The following is a 16,294-nucleotide window of genomic DNA, read 5'->3' as shown; positions in this document are numbered from 1 at the left end:
TTACGCGCGCACCGCCGCAACCGTTGTCAACAGTGCGAGGACAAGGCAGATACCGGCTGCCACATATCGAATCAGCGACAACTTGACCCTCTTCTGCAGCCACCGACCGAGCAGCACGGCGGCGCCCGAGACGACGATCAGCGCGAGCCAGGAGCCGATGAAAACCGGAATGGGATTTCGGCCACTCGCCACCAGCCCGGCGGTCAGCAACTGCGAGAGGTCACCCCACTCGGCGGTGAACAGGACGACGAAGCTGGCCGCCGCGGCGCGCAGGCCGGTGCGCCGACCTTTTATGCGCTGCGCATAGTCCTGTTGTTCCTCATCCGGGCTTTCGTGGCCGGCCCGGCGCGCGCCGAGGAAGAGCACGACGGCGCCGGCGAGGAACAGCGCCGCGGCGACGAATTCGACCGGGCGCTCGGGCAGCCGGGCGATCAGCGTCCCGGCGCCGACCGCCACCGCGCACTGCACACCGAACGCCGCGGCAACACCCAGCCACACCGACAGTGGCGGATACCGCGTGCTGAGCACGAGCGTCGCGACCACGCTTTTGTCGGGCAGTTCCACCGGCAGGATCAGCGCGAACGCGGTGACCGCGACGATGAGGAACTCCATCCCGGCCAACGCTAGCCATCACCGTGTCGTATGACCTGGATTTGATGATTGCAAATACGTCGATATCACAATAGCGTCTCGGGCAGTCCGATCCACCCCCCTCGGATAGGAGCCCAGATGCGCACCCGCCTCACCCTGGCCGCGCTCGCCATCAGCCTGACCGGAGCCCTGCTCGCGCCCAGCGCGGCCGGCGCCGCACCCGTCGCGCCCAGTGACCCGCAGCAGATCATCGGCGGCAGCACCGTCGCGTCGGCCCCGTGGGCCGCGGCCGTGTTCAGCAACGGCTCGTTCACCTGCTCGGGCACGATCATCGCGTCGACCTGGGTGCTCACGGCCCGGCACTGCATCAGCGGCTCGATGTCGGTGCGGGTCGGCAGCGTCAACCGGGGCTCCGGCGGCGTCACCCGCACGGTCAGCGCCACCTACACCCGCTACGACCTGGCGCTGATGCGGCTGAGCAGCGCGGTGAGCACGAGCTACGTGTCACTTTCGAGCGCGTACCCGCCGGTCAACTCGACCAACACGATCTACGGCTGGGGCATGACCTGCTACAGCGGCTGCGACGCCTCGACAGTGCTCAAGACGGCCAGCGTGCGGGTGACCAGCACCAACGTGACCGACGCGTACGGCGGCCGGGCGATCCGCAGCACCCGGATCAACGGCAACGCGTGGCGCGGCGACTCCGGCGGCCCGCAGTTCTACAACGGCGCCCAGGTCGGCGTCGCGTCCACCGCGGACGGCGTCAACATCCAGAACTACGGCAGCGTCGCCTACAACAGGGCGTGGATCCAGAGCACTGCCGGCGTCTGACAGGCCAACGCTCTCCCACAAGACGTGGCGCCCCCACCCCCGGGGGCGCCACGTCGCTGCGGTCAGAGGATCGCGCCGGGCGTGTAGCCCGCCGCGGCCGGGTGCCGCCGCACCACCTCGTCGATCTTCGCGGCCACGGCGGCCACCTGGGCACCGGCCGCGCCGACGAACGCCGCCCGGTCGGCGACCAGCGCGTCGATCTCGCCGCGGGTCAGGCCGAGCCGGCCGTCGGCGGCGAGCCGGTCGAAGAGGTCGTTCTCGGTGCTGCCTTTCTCCCGCATGGCGAGCGCCACAGCGACCGCGTTCTCCTTGATCACCTCGTGCGCCGTCTCGCGGCCGACGCCCCGGCGTACCGCTGCGACCAGGATCTTGGTCGTGGCCAGGAACGGCAGGTAGCGGTCGAGCTCCCGGGCCACCACCGCCGGGTAGGCGCCGAACTCGTCGAGCACGGTCAGGAACGTCTGGAAGAGGCCGTCCGTGGCGAAGAACGCGTCGGGCAGCGCGACCCGGCGGACCACCGAGTCCGAGACGTCGCCCTCGTTCCACTGGTCGCCGGCCAGCTCGCCGATCATCGAGACGTAGCCGCGGACCACCACCGCGAGCCCGTTGACCCGCTCGCTCGACCGGGTGTTCATCTTGTGCGGCATCGCGCTCGAGCCGACCTGGCCCGGCCGGAAGCCCTCGGTGACCAGCTCCTGCCCGACCATGAGCCGGATCGTCGTGGCCAGGCTGCTCGGCCCGGCGACCACCTGGGCCAGCGCGGTGACCACGTCGAGGTCCAGCGAGCGCGGGTAGACCTGGCCAACGCTGCTCAGCACCGACGAGAAGCCGAGGTGGGCGGCCACCCGGGTCTCCAGCTCGGCGACCTTGGCGGCGTCGCCGTCGAAGAGGTCGAGCTGGTCGGCGGCGGTGCCGACCGGTCCCTTGATGCCGCGCAACGGGTAGCGGGCGATCAGATCGTCGAGCCGCTGGTACGCGATCAGCAGCTCCTCGCCGGCCGAGGCGAACCGCTTGCCCAGCGTCGTCGCCTGCGCCGCCACGTTGTGCGACCGGCCGGCCATCACCAGGTTGTCGTGCTCGACAGCCAGCCGGGCGAGCCGGGCCAGGGCCGCGACCACCCGGACGCGGACCAGCTCCAGCGACGAGCGGACCTGCAGCTGCTCGACGTTCTCGGTGAGGTCGCGGGAGGTCATCCCCTTGTGGATCTGCTCGTGGCCGGCCAGGTCGGCGAACTCCTCGATCCGCGCTTTCACGTCGTGCCGGGTGATCCGCTCGCGTTCGGCGATCGACAGCAGGTCGACGTCGTCGAGCACCGCCCGATAGGCCTCGACCACGCCGTCGGGCACGGCGATGCCGAGGTCGCGCTGTGCCTCCAGCACCGCGATCCACAACCGTCGCTCCAGCTTCACCTTTTCGGTCGGCGACCAGAGCGCGACCAGCTCGGGCGAGGCGTATCGGGCGGCGAGAACGTTGGGTACCTGTGTCACCCGGCCATTCTGGCACCGCCTACAGGGCATGCCGCAGGTGGCGGACGTCGCGGCTGAGGAGCATGGCGAGTGTGGCGACCGCCATCAGGATCGAGGCGCCGACCAGCGTGCGGTGCAGCCCGAAGTGCTCGGCGAGCGGTCCGGCCGCGACCTGGCCGATCGGCACCGCCAGGATCGAGCCGAGCATGTCGTACGAGTAGACCCGGGCCAGCATCTCGCTCGGCACGTGCTCCTGCATCGTGGTGTCCCACGCGACCGTGAACTGCTCGAGCGCGAAACCGACCGCGAAGCCGGCCAGCAGCAGGACGAACACCTGCGTCGTGAGGCCGAGCGCGAGCACCAGCAGGGCGTCGCCGAGGCACCAGAGCACGCCGTAGAAAAGCAGCCGGCCGACCCGCACCCGCATCGCGACGAGCGCGCCGACGAGCATGCCGGCGGTCTCCACGGCCAGGATCAGACCCCAGGTGGCCCGGCCGAAGCTCGCGTCGGCGACCGCCGGGCCGAGGACGGTGACCGACCCGGACAGCGCCGCGTTGATCACGCAGAAGCCGGCGACGACCGCCCACAGCCAGGTGCGGCTGATGAAGGCCGACCAGCCGAGCCGCATCTCGGCGAAGATTCCGGGCCGCTCGGCCGCCGGCGCACCCGTCTTGGGCACGCGCACCAGCGCGAACAGCACGCCGGCGAGGAGGAACGTGCCCGCGTCGATGGCCAGACCCCAGCCCGGGCCGGCGGTCGCCACGAGCAGGCCGCCGAGGGACGCGCCGAGGATCATCGCGGAGTTCCAGGCGAACCGGTTGATCGCGTTGGCCTGCTGGAGCACACCCGCCGGCACCGTCTGCGGCATGATCGCCGAGATCGCGGGGAACGCGACTGCGGCCGCGATGCCGTTGACCACCGAGAGCCCCATCAGCAACGGGATCGTCGCCGTGCCGGTGAGCACGCTGACCGCGACCGCGGCCTGGGTCGCGCCGGCCAATGCGGACGCGCCGACCATCACCAGGTGGCGCGGCAGGCGGTCCGCGATGACGCCGCCGAACAGGATGAAGACGACGTTGGCCAGCGACCGGGCGCCGACGACGAGACCCAGGTCGCGCAGCGAGCCGGTGAGGTCGAGCACGGCGAACGAGAGCGCGATCGGCGCCACCGCGTTGCCCAGCATGGTGGTCGTGCGGCCGGCGATCAGGAACCGGAAGGGTCTGTGGCGCAACGGCGCCAGCATGCTCGGGCGGGGCTGCTCGTCGGCTGCCGGCGGAGGGGTGAGAACGGTGCTCATTTGGCTTCGGGGTCCATTCTGAACAGGGCGATCGTGGCGTTGACCCGGATCGCGCCGGGGGTACGGGGTGCGACGGCGGCCCGGTGCAGCGCCCGGCTCGCCTGCGTGATCTGTTCCTCGACCTCGGCCCAGACGGCGGGGTCGACCCAGAGCTCGGCGTCGGTGAGGTGGGTGTTCGGCCCCCGCAGCAGCGCTCGGGAGCGGCGGCGCAGCTCGGTGGCGACCGCCTCGTACACCAGCAGGTGGTCGGCGGTGGGCGCGGTCTCGGTGGTGACCTTCGGCTTCGGCTTGTCGAAGTCGGCATCGGCGCGGTGCCGGTAGCGCTTGGCGACGCCGCCGCGGATCTTCTCCTCGCCGACGACCTCGATCTCGCCGGCCGCGAGGAGGTGGCGCAGGTGGTAGCTCGCGTTGGCGTGGGTCAGATCCAGCTCTCGCGCGACCTCGGCCGCGGTCATGTCGGTGCCGGTCAGCAGCGAGAGGATGCGCAACCGCAGTGGGTGCGCCAATGCGCGGAGCTTAGCAGTCGGGTCATCTCCCAAAGACATGTTTGACAGTGTGCGTGACGCGTACGCACACTGTCAAACACTTATTTGGGAGTGTCCTCAGCGCTCCAGAATGGCCACCACGCCCTGGCCGCCGGCGGCGCAGATGGAGATCAGGCCGCGCCCGCCGCCCTTCTCCGCGAGCAGCTTCGCGAGCGTCGCCACGATCCGCCCGCCGGTCGCGGCGAACGGGTGACCGGCCGCGAGCGACGAGCCGTTGACGTTGAGCTTGGCCCGGTCGATCGGGCCCAGCGGCGAGTCGAGGCCCAGGCGCTCCTTGCAGAACTCCGGCGACTCCCACGCGGCCAGCGTGGCCAGCACCTGCGACGCGAACGCCTCGTGCAACTCGTAGAAGTCGAAGTCCTGCAGGCTCAGCCCGTGCTTGGCGAGCAGCCGCGGCACCGCGTACGCCGGCGCCATCAGCAGGCCCTCGTCGCCGTGCACGAAGTCGACCGCGGCGGTCTCCGCGTCGACGAAGTGCGCGAGCACCGGCAGACGCCGCTGCTCCGCCCACTCGTCGGAGGCGAGCAGCACGGTGGACGCGCCGTCGGTCAGCGGCGAGGAGTTGCCGGCGGTCATCGTGGCCCGGTCGGCGTCGGGCCCGCGGGTGCCGAACACCGGCCGCAGCTTGCCGAGCTTCTCGATCGAGGTGTCGGCACGCATGTTCTGGTCGCGGGTCAGGCCCAGATAAGGAGTGAGCAGATCGTCGAAGAACCCGCGCTCGTACGCGGCCGCCAGGCGCTGGTGCGAGGCGAGCGCCAACTCGTCCTGCGCCGCCCGGTCGATGTGCCAACGCAGCGCGGTGATCGCGGCGTGGTCGCCCATCGACAGGCCGGTGCGCGGTTCCGCGTTGCGCGGGGTCTCGGGCAGGAAGGCATGGTGCGGGCGCAGCTTGGCCGCCGCGCGCAGCCGCTCGCCGACCGTGCGGGCCGCGTTCATCTGCAGCAGCGTGCGGCGCAGGTCCTCGTTGAGCGCGAGGGGCGCGTCCGACGTGGTGTCGACGCCGCCCGCGATGCCCACGTCGATCTGGCCCAGCGCGATCTTGTTGGCCACCAGGATCGCGGCTTCCAGCCCGGTGCCACACGCCTGCTGGATGTCGTACGCCGGGGTGGTCGGGTCGAGCCGGGAGCCGAGCACGACCTCGCGGGTCAGGTTGTAGTCGCGCGAGTGCTTCAGCACGGCGCCGGCGACCAGTTCGCCGAGCCGGGCGCCGGCGAGCCCGAACCGGGCGACCAGCCCGTCGAGCGCGGCGGTCAGCATGTCCAGATTGCTCGCCGCCGCATAACGGCTGTTGGAGCGGGCGAACGGGATCCGGTTGCCACCGACGATCGCGACTCGTCTTGTCTCCATCAGTCGCCTCCCTGAAGGGTTACTCATAAGTAGGCTACTGGTATGAGCGACCGCTACGCGAACTTCGCGAACTCTGGTCCCGGCCGGGTGCTGGTCAAACGGCTGGGGCTCCCGAACCCACCGATGCTGCGCCGTTACCGGCCCGGAGATCCGCTGGTGCGCGGACCGGTCCTGGTCGGCGCCGCGCCCGGTGGGCGGATAGAAGGCCCGGTGCGCAAGATGCTCACCGTCGCCGAGGTCCCGATGGACGGCGGCCCGCCGTGGTCGGCACTGGTGTTCGACGCGACCGGTGTCACCGATGCCGCGGCGCTCCACCCGATCTACGAGTTCTTCCACGCCAACGCCCGGGCGCTGGCCGGCGGCGGCCGGGTGATCGTGTTCGGCACGCCGCCCGCCGCCTGTGCGTCGCCGCGGGAGGCCACCGCACAGCGCGCGCTGGAGGGGCTGACCCGCAGCATCGGCAAGGAGTTCGGCCGGGGTTCGACCGCGCAGTTGGTCTACGTCGCGCCCGGCGCCGAGGAGTTCACCGACTCGACCGTGCGCTTCCTGCTCTCCGGACGCTCGGCGTACGTCTCGGGTCAGGTGATCTGGATCGGCCAGGTCAGCTCGTCGCCGCTGACCAACTGGGCCCGGCCCCTGGAGGGCAAGGTCGCCCTGGTCACCGGCGCGGCGCAGGGCATCGGCGCGGCGATCGCCCGCGTGCTGGCCCGCGACGGCGCGAGCGTGGTCGCGCTCGACGTGCCGGCCGCCGGCGAGGCACTGGCCCTCGTCGCCAACGAGATCGGCGGCACGGCGCTGCAGCTCGACCTGACCCGGCCCGACGCGCCGTCCACCCTGGCCGCCCAACTGCTGTCCCGGCACGGCCGGGTCGACGTCGTGGTGCACAACGCCGGCATCACCCGCGACAAGACGATCGCGAAGATGTCGGCCGAGCAGTGGGACGCGGTCGTCGACGTCAACCTGTCGAGCCAGGAACGGATCAACGACGCGCTGATCCCGCTGCTGCCCGAGGGTGGCCGGATCATCTCGGTCTCGTCGACCAGCGGCATCGCCGGCAACCGGGGCCAGACCAACTACGCCACCTCCAAGGCCGGCGTGATCGGGCTCGTGCAGTCGATGGCCCCGATCCTCGCGCCGCAGGGTGTCACGATCAACGCGGTGGCGCCGGGCTTCATCGAGACCCGGATGACCGCCCGCATGCCGCTGGCGGCCCGCGAGGTCGGTCGCCGGATGAACAGCCTGTCCCAGGGCGGCCTGCCGATCGACGTGGCCGAGACCATCGCCTGGCTCGCCGCGCCCGGCTCGGCGGGCATCACCGGCAACGTGGTGCGGGTGTGCGGCCAGATGTGGTTGGGTGCCTGATGTCCATCATCGAGCTCGACGGCCCGCCGGAGCTGGGACCCCTCTACCGGCGGGCGGCGATCCGGGCGCTGCCGCGGATCGGTCTGGTGCCGGGCACCGAGCGGCGGCCGCCGATCGAGGTGCTGCCCGATGTCGAGTTGGTGCTGCGGGGTGTCGAGGTCAGCCGGAGCTGGCTGGCCGACTACGACCGGGTGTGCGGTTTCCGGCTGACCGACCGGCTGCCCGTGACGTTCCCGCACGTGCTGGCCACCCCGCTGGCGATGCGGCTGATGACGGGCGCGGACTTCCCGTACCCGGTGGTGGGTCTGGTGCACATCGCCAACCGGATCACCGCGACCCGGCCGCTGGACGCCTCCGAACGGCTCGACCTGTCGGTGCGGGCGGTCGACCTGCGCCCGCACGAGCGCGGCAAGCAGTTCGACGTCGTCGCCGTGGCCAGCGTCGACGGCGTCGAGGTGTGGCGGGACGTCTCCACCTACCTGCGCCGCGGTCGGTCGTCGGGCGCCGGCGGTGGTGCCGCCGCCCGCGATGTGCCGCCACCGGCCGCGGCGACCTGGAAGGTGCCGGCCCGGGTCGGCGTCGACTACGCCCGGGTGTCCGGTGACCGCAACCCGATCCACACCTCGCGGCTGGGCGCGCGGCTGTTCGGGTTCCCGCGGCCGATCGCGCACGGCATGTGGAGCAAGGCCCGCTGCCTGGCCGCGCTCGACGGGCGCCTGCCCGACGCGTACACCGTCGAGGTCGCCTTCAAGCGGCCGATCCTGCTGCCCGGCACCGTCGCGTTCTCGGCGACGCCGGGCGAGACCTTCGCGCTGCACGACCCGAAGAGTGGCGCTCCCCACCTCATCGGCACCATGAGCTAACTGACACATCGGCAGCACTCTTGTCCCCCCTCGCGGCTCGGGGTTATTCTCAGCCTGAGTTATTCTTAGTCCGAGAAATTCTTAGGGCGAGAAGGACGGAGCGCGGTGGTCAACGAGCAGGAGTTCCTGGCGGGCTACGACCCACGGGCCTACCCCGCGGTCGCGGTCACGGTGGACGTGGTCGCACTGACGATCCGCGACAACGAGCTGCAGGTGCTGCTGATCCAGCGCGCCGCGCCGCCGTTCGCCGGGTTCTGGGCCCTGCCCGGCGGCTTCGTGCGACCCGAGGAAGACCTCGCCGCCGCCGCCCGCCGCGAGTTCGCCGAGGAGACCGGTCTCGGTGGCGAGCCGCTGCGTCGGGTGCACTTCGAGCAGCTCGCCTCCTACGGCACACCCGACCGCGACCCGCGCATGCGGATCTTCTCGATCGCCTACCTCGCGTTCGCGCCCGACCTGCCCGAGCCGACCGCCGGCTCCGACGCGGGGGCGGCGGAGTGGCTGGCCCTGACCGCCCTGCCCACCCGCGAGCTGGCCTTCGACCACCGCCGGATCATCGAGGACGGCTTGGAGCGGGCGCGCTCCAAGCTGGAATACACGCCGCTGGCGACCCGGTTCGTCGGCGACGAGTTCACCATCGCCGACCTGCGGGCCGTCTACGAGACGGTGTGGGGCCACCCGCTGCACGCCGGCAACTTCCACCGCAAGGTGCTCTCCGTTCCCGGGCTCGTCGAGGGCACCGGCGCGACGACCGAGCACGGCGGACCGCGCGGCGGACCGCGCGCCCGTCTCTACCGGGCCGGCGACGCCCGGCTCCTGCACCCCGCTCTGCTCCGGCCGGCCCGAGAGGAGAACGTGCGATGACCACGCTCGACGACGCTATCCGTTTGGTCTACGCGGCCAACAACGACGAGGAGCTGTTCGGCTCCACCGACCCGCACCGCGGCTACCTGCGGCTGGCCGCGCTGCTGCATCCGGACCGGGCGGCGGGCCCGGCCAAGGCGGCCGCGACCGACGCGTTCGTCGCGCTGACCAACCGCTGGCGGGCCCGGGGCACCGTGCTGTTCGGCCGCTACCGGGTCGGCGGCGTGGCGCACACGGGCGACCTCGCCAACCTCTACGCGATCGGGCGCGGGCTGTTCCTCAAGCAGCCTCGGCAGCCGGCCAACAACGACCTGATGGAGCGCGAGGCGGCGGCACTGCGCCGGATCGCGACCGCGGGCGACCCGCGCTATCTGCCTTACGTGCCACGGCTGGTCGACACGTTCCGGCACCGGGACCCCGGCAGCGGGGCGGAGCGGCGGGTCAACGTGCTGGGGTCGGTACCCCATCTGTGCAGCGTCGCCGACCTCATCCGGATGCGGCCCGACGGCCTCGACCCGCGCGACGCCGCCTGGATCTGGCGGCGGCTGCTGGTCGCGCTTGGCCTCGCCCACCGCGCGGGCGTGGTGCACGGGGCGGTCCTGCCCGAGCACATCCTGGTCGAGACCACCGAGCACGGCGTGGTGCTGGTCGACTGGTGCTACTCGGTGATCGACCGCCTCGACCACGTGCCCGCGATGGTCCCGCGCTACGCCGACTGGTATCCGCCGGAGGTCCACAAGCGACAGGCGCCGAGCCCCGGCACCGACATCGCCATGGCCGCCCGGTCGATGACCGCGCTGATGGGCGAGCGCGCGCCGGCCGCGCTGCTGGCCTTCGCCAGCGGTTGCACGCTGCCGTCGCCGCAGTCCCGGCCCGACGACGCCTGGCAGCTCCTGGCCGAGCTCGACGACGTTCTCGAACGACTCTACGGCGCGCGGAAGTTCCGCCCGCTCGAGGTTTGAAGGAGGCCCGCGATGGGCAGCGGAGTCTGGTCAACCGACGTCTACGATGCCGCCGACCGCTACCGGCGCTCGACCGGCCGCAGCGCGTTCGCCTACAGCGACAGCGGCGCCCGCACCGTCCACCCCACGCTCGACCCCCACGGCACGGTCCGCGAGAGCCGGGACTCCAGGGAGCACCCGGAGTCGCTCTCGATCGCCGTAATCTTCGACGTCACCGGCTCCATGGGCGACGTGCCCCGGGTGCTGCAGACCAAGCTGCCCAAGCTGCTCGGGCTGCTGCTGCGCAACGGCTACGCCCGGGACCCGCAGATCCTCTTCGGCGCGGTCGGCGACGCCACCTGCGACCGGGTGCCGCTGCAGATCGGCCAGTTCGAGTCCGACAACCGGATGGACGACCAGCTCGGCCGGATCGTGCTCGAAGGCGGTGGCGGTGGGCAGATGACCGAGTCGTACGAGCTCGCGCTCTACTACCTGGCCCGGCACACCGAGCTGGACTGCTTCACCAAGCGAGGGCGGCGCGGCTACCTGTTCGTGATCGGCGACGAGCTCGCGTACGACCGGGTCAAGGCCCGCGAGGTGCGCAACGTCTGCGGCGACGACCTGCGCGAGGACATCCCCGTGCGGCGGATCGTCTCGGAGGTGCGCCGCAAGTTCGACACCTACTACCTGCTGCCGCGCGGCTCCAACTACGCCGGCAACGGCACGGTGCTCGACTTCTGGCGCGGGCTGCTCGGCCAGAACGCGATCGAGCTCGACGACCCGGACGCGGTCTGCGAGGCCATCGCGATGCTGGTCGGGCTCGGCGAGTCGGCGATCGACTTCGAGTCGGGACTCGCCGACCTCGCCGAGGCCGGCAGCAAGGTGACCACGACGGTGTCCACCGCGCTCGCGCTGGTCGGCCGGGGTGGCCGGGTCCTCTCGACCTGGGGCCTGCCGACCACGCTGCAGGGCGACGACCGGATCAGCCGGCTATGAACCACGTGCTGGTGGCCGACCTGGGATACGGCGACGCGGGCAAGGGGACCGTCGTCGACTGGTTGTGCGCGAAAGGGATCGACGGCCGCCCGGTTGCCGCAGTGGTGCGGTACAACGGGGGCGGGCAGGCCGGCCACAGTGTCGTGCTGCCCGACGGGCGGCGTCATGTCTTCGCTCAGTTCGGCGCCGGCACGTTGCGTGGTGTGCACACGCACCTGTCCCGGTTCATGGTGGTCGACCCGCTTGCGCTGGTCGTCGAGGCCGACCACCTGGCCGACATCGGTGTGCCGGACGCGTTCGACCGCTTGACGGTCGAGGGGGACGCGTTGCTCGCCACGCCGTATCACCGGGCCGCCAACCGCGCCCGGGAGATAGCCCGTGGGGCCCACCGGCATGGGTCCTGCGGCAAGGGGGTGGGCGAGGCTATGGGGTACGCGCTCGCCCACCCGGCCGACGCGCCCCGGGTCGCCGACACACAGGCGCCCGGGGTGCTCGGTGCCAAGCTCGCGGTGCTCCGCGACCGGCTCGTCGACGAGCTCGGCCCGCTGGACGTGCCGCCGATCGACGCGACGGTGCGGGCGTTCGGCGCGTTCGCGGCGCGGGTGCCGATCGTGAGCCGCGCCTTCCTCGGCAACCTGCTGGCCATCGGTCCGGTGGTTTTCGAGGGAGCGCAGGGGGTGCTGCTCGACGAGTGGCATGGGTTCCACCCCTACACCACCTGGAGCACGACGACGTACGACAACGCGGAGACGTTGCTGGCCGAGGCTGGTCAGGCCGGCAACGCGACCCGGCTTGGCGTGCTCCGGGTGGTGACCACCCGGCACGGCCCAGGTCCTCTGGTCACCGAGGACCCGGCGCTGCCGTTGGCGGACCCGAACAACCCGACCAACCGGTGGCAGGGCCGGTTCCGGTTCGGGCACTTCGACGCGGTCGCCCACCGGTACGCGGTCGAGGTGTGCGGCGGGGTCGACGGGATCGCGCTGACCCATCTCGACGTGGCGTCGGCGGCGCTGCGGTTCTGCTCGTCCTACGACTGGACGGATCGGCTGGTCGCCGGGGCGGCCGGCGATCTCGATCGGCAGGAGGCGCTGACGCGGCGGCTGTTCCGCAGCCGTGCGGTCTACGAGCCCGCGCCGGTCGACTGGCCAGGCGCGGTGTCCGCGGCGCTGGAGGTGCCGGTGGTGGTGACCTCGCACGGGCCGACCGCCGAGGCCAAGCAGGTGCTCAGGCCGAACTGGGCTGCCAGAGCTCACCCTGTAGCAGCTGGCGGGCACCCAGCCAGGTGAAGTTCATCAGGCGCGCGGCCGAGTGGTCGGGGTCGGCCTCAGGGTGGTCGGCCAGCCAGTCGGCGATCGACTCGGCCGCGCCGACCAGGGCGTACGCGCTGGCGGTCAGATCCTGATCTTTCGCGTCCGTCTTTCCCTCCTGTGTCACCGCCTTGCGGAGCATCCCGGCGACCACCTCGACGATGCGGGCGCGTAGCGACGCGAGGTCGTCGGCGAAGGGCTGACGGCTCTTGGCCTGGCGGTAGAGGACGGCCCAGCCCTCGCGGTGGGCGCCGACGAAGCCGAAGAAGCCGCGCAGGCCGCGCCAGAGCTGCTCGTCGGCCGGCAGGTCGTCGCCGACGGCGGCCACGATCGACTCCAGCAGGCGGGTGCCCTCGCGGTTGACGCAGGCGCGGAACAGGTCGTCCTTGCTGCCGAGGTACGCGTACACCATCGGTTTGGAGATCCCGGCCTCGACGGCGATCTCGTCCATGCTCGCCTCGTGGAAGCCGCGCCGGGAGAAGACCCGCACGGCCGCGTCGAGCATCTGCTGCTCGCGGACGGCGCGGGGTAGGCGCTTGAAGCTGGGCCGGGCCTCCACGCTTGCCAGCATATCTACTCCTGCGTAAGGTTACTCCGGAGTAGGTTAACTCATTTTCGAAGGGTAGCGCCGCGATGTCTGACTTCGACCCGACCGCATTCGTATCGGTCGGTCCCAAGGAGTTCGCGCAACTGGTCAAGTCCACCCCCGACGCGAAGATCGCCGAGATCATGGCTTCGGACGCTCGCGGCAAGGTGCTCGACCAGGTCTTCGAGCGGATGCCGGCCCTGTTCCGCGCCGACCGCGCCGGCTCGACCAACGCGGTGATCCACTGGACCGTCACCGGCCGCCCGGACGGCGGCAGCGACACCTACGAGGTGGTCATCGAGGACGGCGCCTGCACGGTCAACAACACCGCCGAGCGTGACCCGCGGCTGTCGCTGACCATGGGCCCGGTCGACTTCCTGAAGATCGTCTCGGGCAGCGGCAACCCGGTCATGATGTTCATGACCGGCAAGCTGAAGGCCAAGGGCGACCTCGGTCTGGCCGCCAACATCGCCAACCTGTTCGACATCCCGAAGGCCTGACGTTTCATGGCCGAGTTCTCGCTCGACCTCAGTGAGGAGCAGCGGGACCTGCGCGACTGGGTGCACGGCTTCGCGGCCGAGGTCGTGCGCCCCGCCGCGGCGGAGTGGGACGCGCGCGAAGAGGCGCCGTGGCCGGTGATCGAGTCGGCAGCCAAGGTCGGTCTCTACGGGTTCGAGTTCCTCGCCAACGCGTGGGCCGATCCGACCGGGCTGTCGCTGCCGATCGCGTGCGAGGAGCTCTTCTGGGGCGACGCGGGGATCGGGCTGGCGATCATGGGCACGTCGCTGGCCGTGGCGGCGATCTACGGCTCTGGCACGCCCGACCAGCTTGTCGAATGGGTGCCGCAGTGCTTCGGGACCGTTGACTCGCCTGCGGTGGCCGCCTTCTGCTCCACCGAGCCGGAGGCTGGGTCCGATGTGGGCGCGATGCGTACCCGGGCTGTCTATGATGCCGCGGCTGACGAGTGGGTCCTTTCTGGACAGAAGGCTTATGCCACCAACGGTGGGATCGCCGGTGTGCATGTGGTGACGGCCAGCGTCGATCCCGCTCTTGGGGCCCGTGGTCAGGCCGCTTTCGTGGTGCCGCCGTGGACGGCTGGGTTGTCTTCCTCGCGGAAGTTGCTGAAGTTGGGGTTGCGGGCCTCGCACACCGCCGACGTGTTCTTGGATGACGTGCGGGTGCCGGGGTCTTGCCTGCTCGGTGGGCGCGACGCGTTGGAGGCGCGGCTTTCCCGTGCGCGGTCGGGGCAGCGGTCGCAGTCGTCGTCGGCCGCGATGCGGACGTTTGAGATCACCCGGCCGACGGTTGGCGCACAGGCGCTCGGTGTCGCCCGGGCCGCTTACGAGTACGCGTTGGACTACGCCAAGACGCGTGTCCAGTTCGGACGGCCGATCGTCGAGAACCAGGCGGTGGCGTTCGCGCTGGCCGACATGCGCACCGACATCGACGCGGCGCGGCTGCTGGTGTGGCGGGCGGCGTGGATGGGGCGCAACAACCGGCCGTTCGCGGCGGGCGAGGGTTCGATGTCGAAGCTGCGGGCCGGCGAGGTGGCGGTTTCGGTCACCGAGAAGGCATTGCAGATCCTCGGCGGCGCGGGCTACGTGCGCGACCATCCGGTGGAGCGGTGGTACCGCGACGCCAAGATCTACACGATCTTCGAGGGGACGTCGGAGATTCAGCGGCTGGTGGTGTCCCGAGCCATCTCGGGTCACCAGATTCGGTGACGGCTGTTCTTACTCTCGCGCGGCGCGGGCTTCTCGCGCCGGGGTTGCCGCATCGGGTCGCGTCGCAGGTGTTGGCGTTGCGGCGATGGGGTTTCGGGCTGGGTGGGTCGCTGTTGTCGGCGGCCGCCCGGTCGCCTGGAGCGGTCGCGTTGATCGACCCCTCGGGTTCACTCAGTTATGACGCGTTGCGGCGTCTCTCGTTCGCGGCGGCCGGTCGGTTGCGGTCTTCGCACGGGATCGGGCCGGGCGACCGGGTCGGTGTGCTGTGCCGCAATCATCGGGGCTTTGTGTTGTCGGCGGCGTCGTTGTCTCTGCTGGGCGCGGATGCGGTTCTCATCAACACCGGGTTCTCGCCGTCGCAGGTTGCTTCTGTGGTGCGGGAGCACGGGTTGCGCCTGGTCGTGCATGATCCGGAGTTCCCGGCGCCGCCGTCGGTCGCTGCGCTCGTATCGTCGGCGCTTTCGTCCGGTGGTCCTGACGTTTCGTTGTCGCCGCCGGCCCGGCCTGGTCGCACCGTGGTGCTGACCTCGGGGACGACCGGCGTTCCGAAGGGCGCGCGGCGGCCGAATCCCGCTGGGGTCGGTCCATTGGTGTCCATTCTGGACCGCCTGCCGGTGCGCACCCGTTCCCGTTTGCTGATCGCGGCGCCGTTGTTCCATACGTGGGGTTATGCGGCGCTCCAGCTCGCGTTCGGGTTGCGTTCGTGTGTGGTGTTGACGCCACGCTTCTCGCCGTCGTCGTTGGTGGAACTCGCGGGGCGGCACCGGTGTGACGGGTTGTTCGCCGTGCCGGTGATGCTGTCGCGCCTGCTGGACGCCGACTGCGTCCTGCCCCCGTCGGTGCGGGTGGTGGCGGTGAGCGGGTCGGCGCTACCGGGTTCGCTGGCGACACGGTTCATGGATGCGCACGGCGAGGTGCTCTTCAACTTGTACGGGTCGACGGAGGTGTCCTGGGCTTCGGTGGCGACGCCGTCGGATTTGCGCGCGTCGCCGGCTTCGGCCGGGCGGCCGCCGCGTGGGACGCGGGTGCAGATCCTGTCGGCGTCCGGGGCCCCGGTGCCGGCGGGCGTGGTGGGGCGCATCTTCGTGGGCAACGAGATGCTGTTCGAGGGCTACTCGGGCGACGTGCCGGTGTCGTCGCACGATGGGATGCTGGCGACGGGTGATCTTGGGTTCCTGTCCGAGTCGGGGTTGCTGACGGTGTCGGGCCGGGAGGACGACATGGTCATCTCGGGCGGGGAGAACGTCTTCCCGTCGTCGGTCGAAGATCTGCTGGCTGGGTTGCCGGGGGTGCGCGAGGTCGCGGTGGTCGGTGTGCCGGACGCGTCGTACGGCCAACGCTTGGCGGCTTTTGTGGTTTTGCATGAGTCGTCGTCGCCTCTGTCGGCGGACGAGGTGCGCGACCACGTGCGGCAGCATGGGGCACGCTTCGCGGTGCCGCGGGACGTGCATTTCGTGCCGTCACTGCCGCGAACAGCAACGGGCAAGGTCATCAAACGCGCACTGCTGTGATCTGACCGCGGCGTCCGCGCGTGGTCTGCGGGTCGCGCGGCACGAGGCAGGCTACGCCGCCCGGCG

16 protein-coding genes are annotated in these 16,294 nt (G+C 71.1%); 10 read left to right on the top strand and 6 right to left on the bottom strand.

What is annotated here, in order from left to right:
* Positions 1–612: a TMEM165/GDT1 family protein gene (locus Air01nite_RS34870; protein ID WP_203707643.1), complete on the bottom strand. Its 612-nt coding sequence runs from the start codon at positions 610–612 to the stop codon at positions 1–3.
* 117 nt (positions 613–729) lie between these two features.
* Here Air01nite_RS34870 and Air01nite_RS34865 point away from each other — a divergent pair, with 117 nt between their 5' ends.
* On the top strand, positions 730–1,422 hold the full coding sequence (locus tag Air01nite_RS34865) for a S1 family peptidase (protein ID WP_203707642.1): 693 nt from the start codon (positions 730–732) through the stop codon (positions 1,420–1,422).
* 62 nt (positions 1,423–1,484) lie between these two features.
* On the opposite strand, the gene purB is transcribed toward Air01nite_RS34865, so the two are convergent.
* The 4 genes from purB to Air01nite_RS34845 form a co-directional block, all read right to left on the bottom strand.
* Positions 1,485–2,909 carry an adenylosuccinate lyase gene (gene purB, locus Air01nite_RS34860; RefSeq protein WP_203707641.1) on the bottom strand — a complete coding sequence of 475 codons (1,425 nt, stop codon included), beginning with the start codon at positions 2,907–2,909 and terminating at the stop codon, positions 1,485–1,487.
* A 19-nt stretch (positions 2,910–2,928) separates the two neighbouring features.
* The gene (locus tag Air01nite_RS34855; RefSeq protein WP_239091179.1) at positions 2,929–4,185 is read right to left on the bottom strand and encodes an MFS transporter; all 1,257 of its coding nucleotides are present in this window, start codon (positions 4,183–4,185) and stop codon (positions 2,929–2,931) included.
* A complete protein-coding gene (locus Air01nite_RS34850; RefSeq protein ID WP_239091178.1) occupies positions 4,182–4,691 on the bottom strand; it encodes an ArsR/SmtB family transcription factor in 510 nt (169 codons plus the stop codon). Before Air01nite_RS34850 ends, Air01nite_RS34855 begins: the two co-directional genes overlap by 4 nt.
* A gap of 96 nt (positions 4,692–4,787) precedes the next feature.
* A complete protein-coding gene (locus tag Air01nite_RS34845; RefSeq protein ID WP_203707661.1) occupies positions 4,788–6,080 on the bottom strand; it encodes an acetyl-CoA C-acetyltransferase in 1,293 nt (430 codons plus the stop codon).
* Between the two features lie 39 nt (positions 6,081–6,119).
* Here Air01nite_RS34845 and Air01nite_RS34840 point away from each other — a divergent pair, with 39 nt between their 5' ends.
* The 6 genes from Air01nite_RS34840 to Air01nite_RS34815 all read left to right on the top strand — a co-directional run bounded on the left by Air01nite_RS34840 (position 6,120) and on the right by Air01nite_RS34815 (position 12,386).
* A complete protein-coding gene (locus Air01nite_RS34840) occupies positions 6,120–7,439 on the top strand; it encodes a 3-oxoacyl-ACP reductase (RefSeq protein WP_203707639.1) in 1,320 nt (439 codons plus the stop codon).
* Positions 7,439–8,302 carry a MaoC/PaaZ C-terminal domain-containing protein gene (locus Air01nite_RS34835; RefSeq protein WP_203707638.1) on the top strand — a complete coding sequence of 288 codons (864 nt, stop codon included), beginning with the start codon at positions 7,439–7,441 and terminating at the stop codon, positions 8,300–8,302. The genes Air01nite_RS34840 and Air01nite_RS34835 overlap by 1 nt, the downstream gene beginning before the upstream one ends.
* A gap of 105 nt (positions 8,303–8,407) precedes the next feature.
* Positions 8,408–9,163 carry an NUDIX hydrolase gene (locus Air01nite_RS34830; RefSeq protein ID WP_239091177.1) on the top strand — a complete coding sequence of 252 codons (756 nt, stop codon included), beginning with the start codon at positions 8,408–8,410 and terminating at the stop codon, positions 9,161–9,163.
* Entirely contained in the window at positions 9,160–10,125 is a 966-nt protein-coding gene (locus Air01nite_RS34825) for a serine/threonine-protein kinase (RefSeq protein ID WP_203707637.1), read from the top strand. Before Air01nite_RS34830 ends, Air01nite_RS34825 begins: the two co-directional genes overlap by 4 nt.
* Before the next feature lie 12 nt (positions 10,126–10,137).
* Positions 10,138–11,100 (top strand): hypothetical protein, encoded by a 963-nt coding sequence (locus Air01nite_RS34820; protein WP_203707636.1) that lies wholly within the window; start codon positions 10,138–10,140, stop codon positions 11,098–11,100.
* The gene (locus Air01nite_RS34815; protein ID WP_203707635.1) at positions 11,097–12,386 is read left to right on the top strand and encodes an adenylosuccinate synthetase; all 1,290 of its coding nucleotides are present in this window, start codon (positions 11,097–11,099) and stop codon (positions 12,384–12,386) included. Before Air01nite_RS34820 ends, Air01nite_RS34815 begins: the two co-directional genes overlap by 4 nt.
* On the opposite strand, the gene Air01nite_RS34810 is transcribed toward Air01nite_RS34815, so the two are convergent.
* Positions 12,325–12,978 (bottom strand): TetR/AcrR family transcriptional regulator, encoded by a 654-nt coding sequence (locus tag Air01nite_RS34810; protein WP_239091176.1) that lies wholly within the window; start codon positions 12,976–12,978, stop codon positions 12,325–12,327. The genes Air01nite_RS34815 and Air01nite_RS34810 overlap by 62 nt on opposite strands.
* A gap of 62 nt (positions 12,979–13,040) precedes the next feature.
* Between Air01nite_RS34810 and Air01nite_RS34805 the strand changes: the two genes are divergently transcribed.
* From Air01nite_RS34805 to Air01nite_RS34795, 3 genes are read left to right on the top strand one after another with little or no spacing between them, the layout of a single operon-like run.
* The gene (locus Air01nite_RS34805) at positions 13,041–13,493 is read left to right on the top strand and encodes an SCP2 sterol-binding domain-containing protein (protein WP_203707634.1); all 453 of its coding nucleotides are present in this window, start codon (positions 13,041–13,043) and stop codon (positions 13,491–13,493) included.
* Between the two features lie 6 nt (positions 13,494–13,499).
* Positions 13,500–14,717 (top strand): acyl-CoA dehydrogenase family protein, encoded by a 1,218-nt coding sequence (locus Air01nite_RS34800; RefSeq protein ID WP_203707633.1) that lies wholly within the window; start codon positions 13,500–13,502, stop codon positions 14,715–14,717.
* On the top strand, positions 14,618–16,228 hold the full coding sequence (locus Air01nite_RS34795) for an AMP-binding protein (protein ID WP_373310548.1): 1,611 nt from the start codon (positions 14,618–14,620) through the stop codon (positions 16,226–16,228). Before Air01nite_RS34800 ends, Air01nite_RS34795 begins: the two co-directional genes overlap by 100 nt.
* The last annotated feature ends 66 nt before the right edge of the window (positions 16,229–16,294 follow it).

This window comes from Asanoa iriomotensis, assembly GCF_016862515.1.
Classification (GTDB): domain Bacteria; phylum Actinomycetota; class Actinomycetes; order Mycobacteriales; family Micromonosporaceae; genus Asanoa; species Asanoa iriomotensis.
The sequence above is the reverse complement of the archived record's forward strand: the minus strand, read 5'-3'. Positions and strand labels throughout refer to the sequence as shown.

Bases quoted from the DNA above. Each gene is read 5' to 3' on its own strand.
- Air01nite_RS34805 (WP_203707634.1), top strand. From the start codon at position 13,041: ATGTCTGACTTCGACCCGACCGCATTCGTATCGGTCGGTCCCAAGGAG.
- Air01nite_RS34800 (WP_203707633.1), top strand. From the start codon at position 13,500: ATGGCCGAGTTCTCGCTCGACCTCAGTGAGGAGCAGCGGGACCTGCGC.
- Air01nite_RS34810 (WP_239091176.1), bottom strand. From the start codon at position 12,978: ATGCTGGCAAGCGTGGAGGCCCGGCCCAGCTTCAAGCGCCTACCCCGC.
- Air01nite_RS34870 (WP_203707643.1), bottom strand. From the start codon at position 612: ATGGAGTTCCTCATCGTCGCGGTCACCGCGTTCGCGCTGATCCTGCCG.
- Air01nite_RS34815 (WP_203707635.1), top strand. From the start codon at position 11,097: ATGAACCACGTGCTGGTGGCCGACCTGGGATACGGCGACGCGGGCAAG.
- Air01nite_RS34820 (WP_203707636.1), top strand. From the start codon at position 10,138: ATGGGCAGCGGAGTCTGGTCAACCGACGTCTACGATGCCGCCGACCGC.
- Air01nite_RS34835 (WP_203707638.1), top strand. From the start codon at position 7,439: ATGTCCATCATCGAGCTCGACGGCCCGCCGGAGCTGGGACCCCTCTAC.
- Air01nite_RS34865 (WP_203707642.1), top strand. From the start codon at position 730: ATGCGCACCCGCCTCACCCTGGCCGCGCTCGCCATCAGCCTGACCGGA.
- Air01nite_RS34855 (WP_239091179.1), bottom strand. From the start codon at position 4,185: ATGAGCACCGTTCTCACCCCTCCGCCGGCAGCCGACGAGCAGCCCCGC.
- Air01nite_RS34840 (WP_203707639.1), top strand. From the start codon at position 6,120: ATGAGCGACCGCTACGCGAACTTCGCGAACTCTGGTCCCGGCCGGGTG.
- Air01nite_RS34825 (WP_203707637.1), top strand. From the start codon at position 9,160: ATGACCACGCTCGACGACGCTATCCGTTTGGTCTACGCGGCCAACAAC.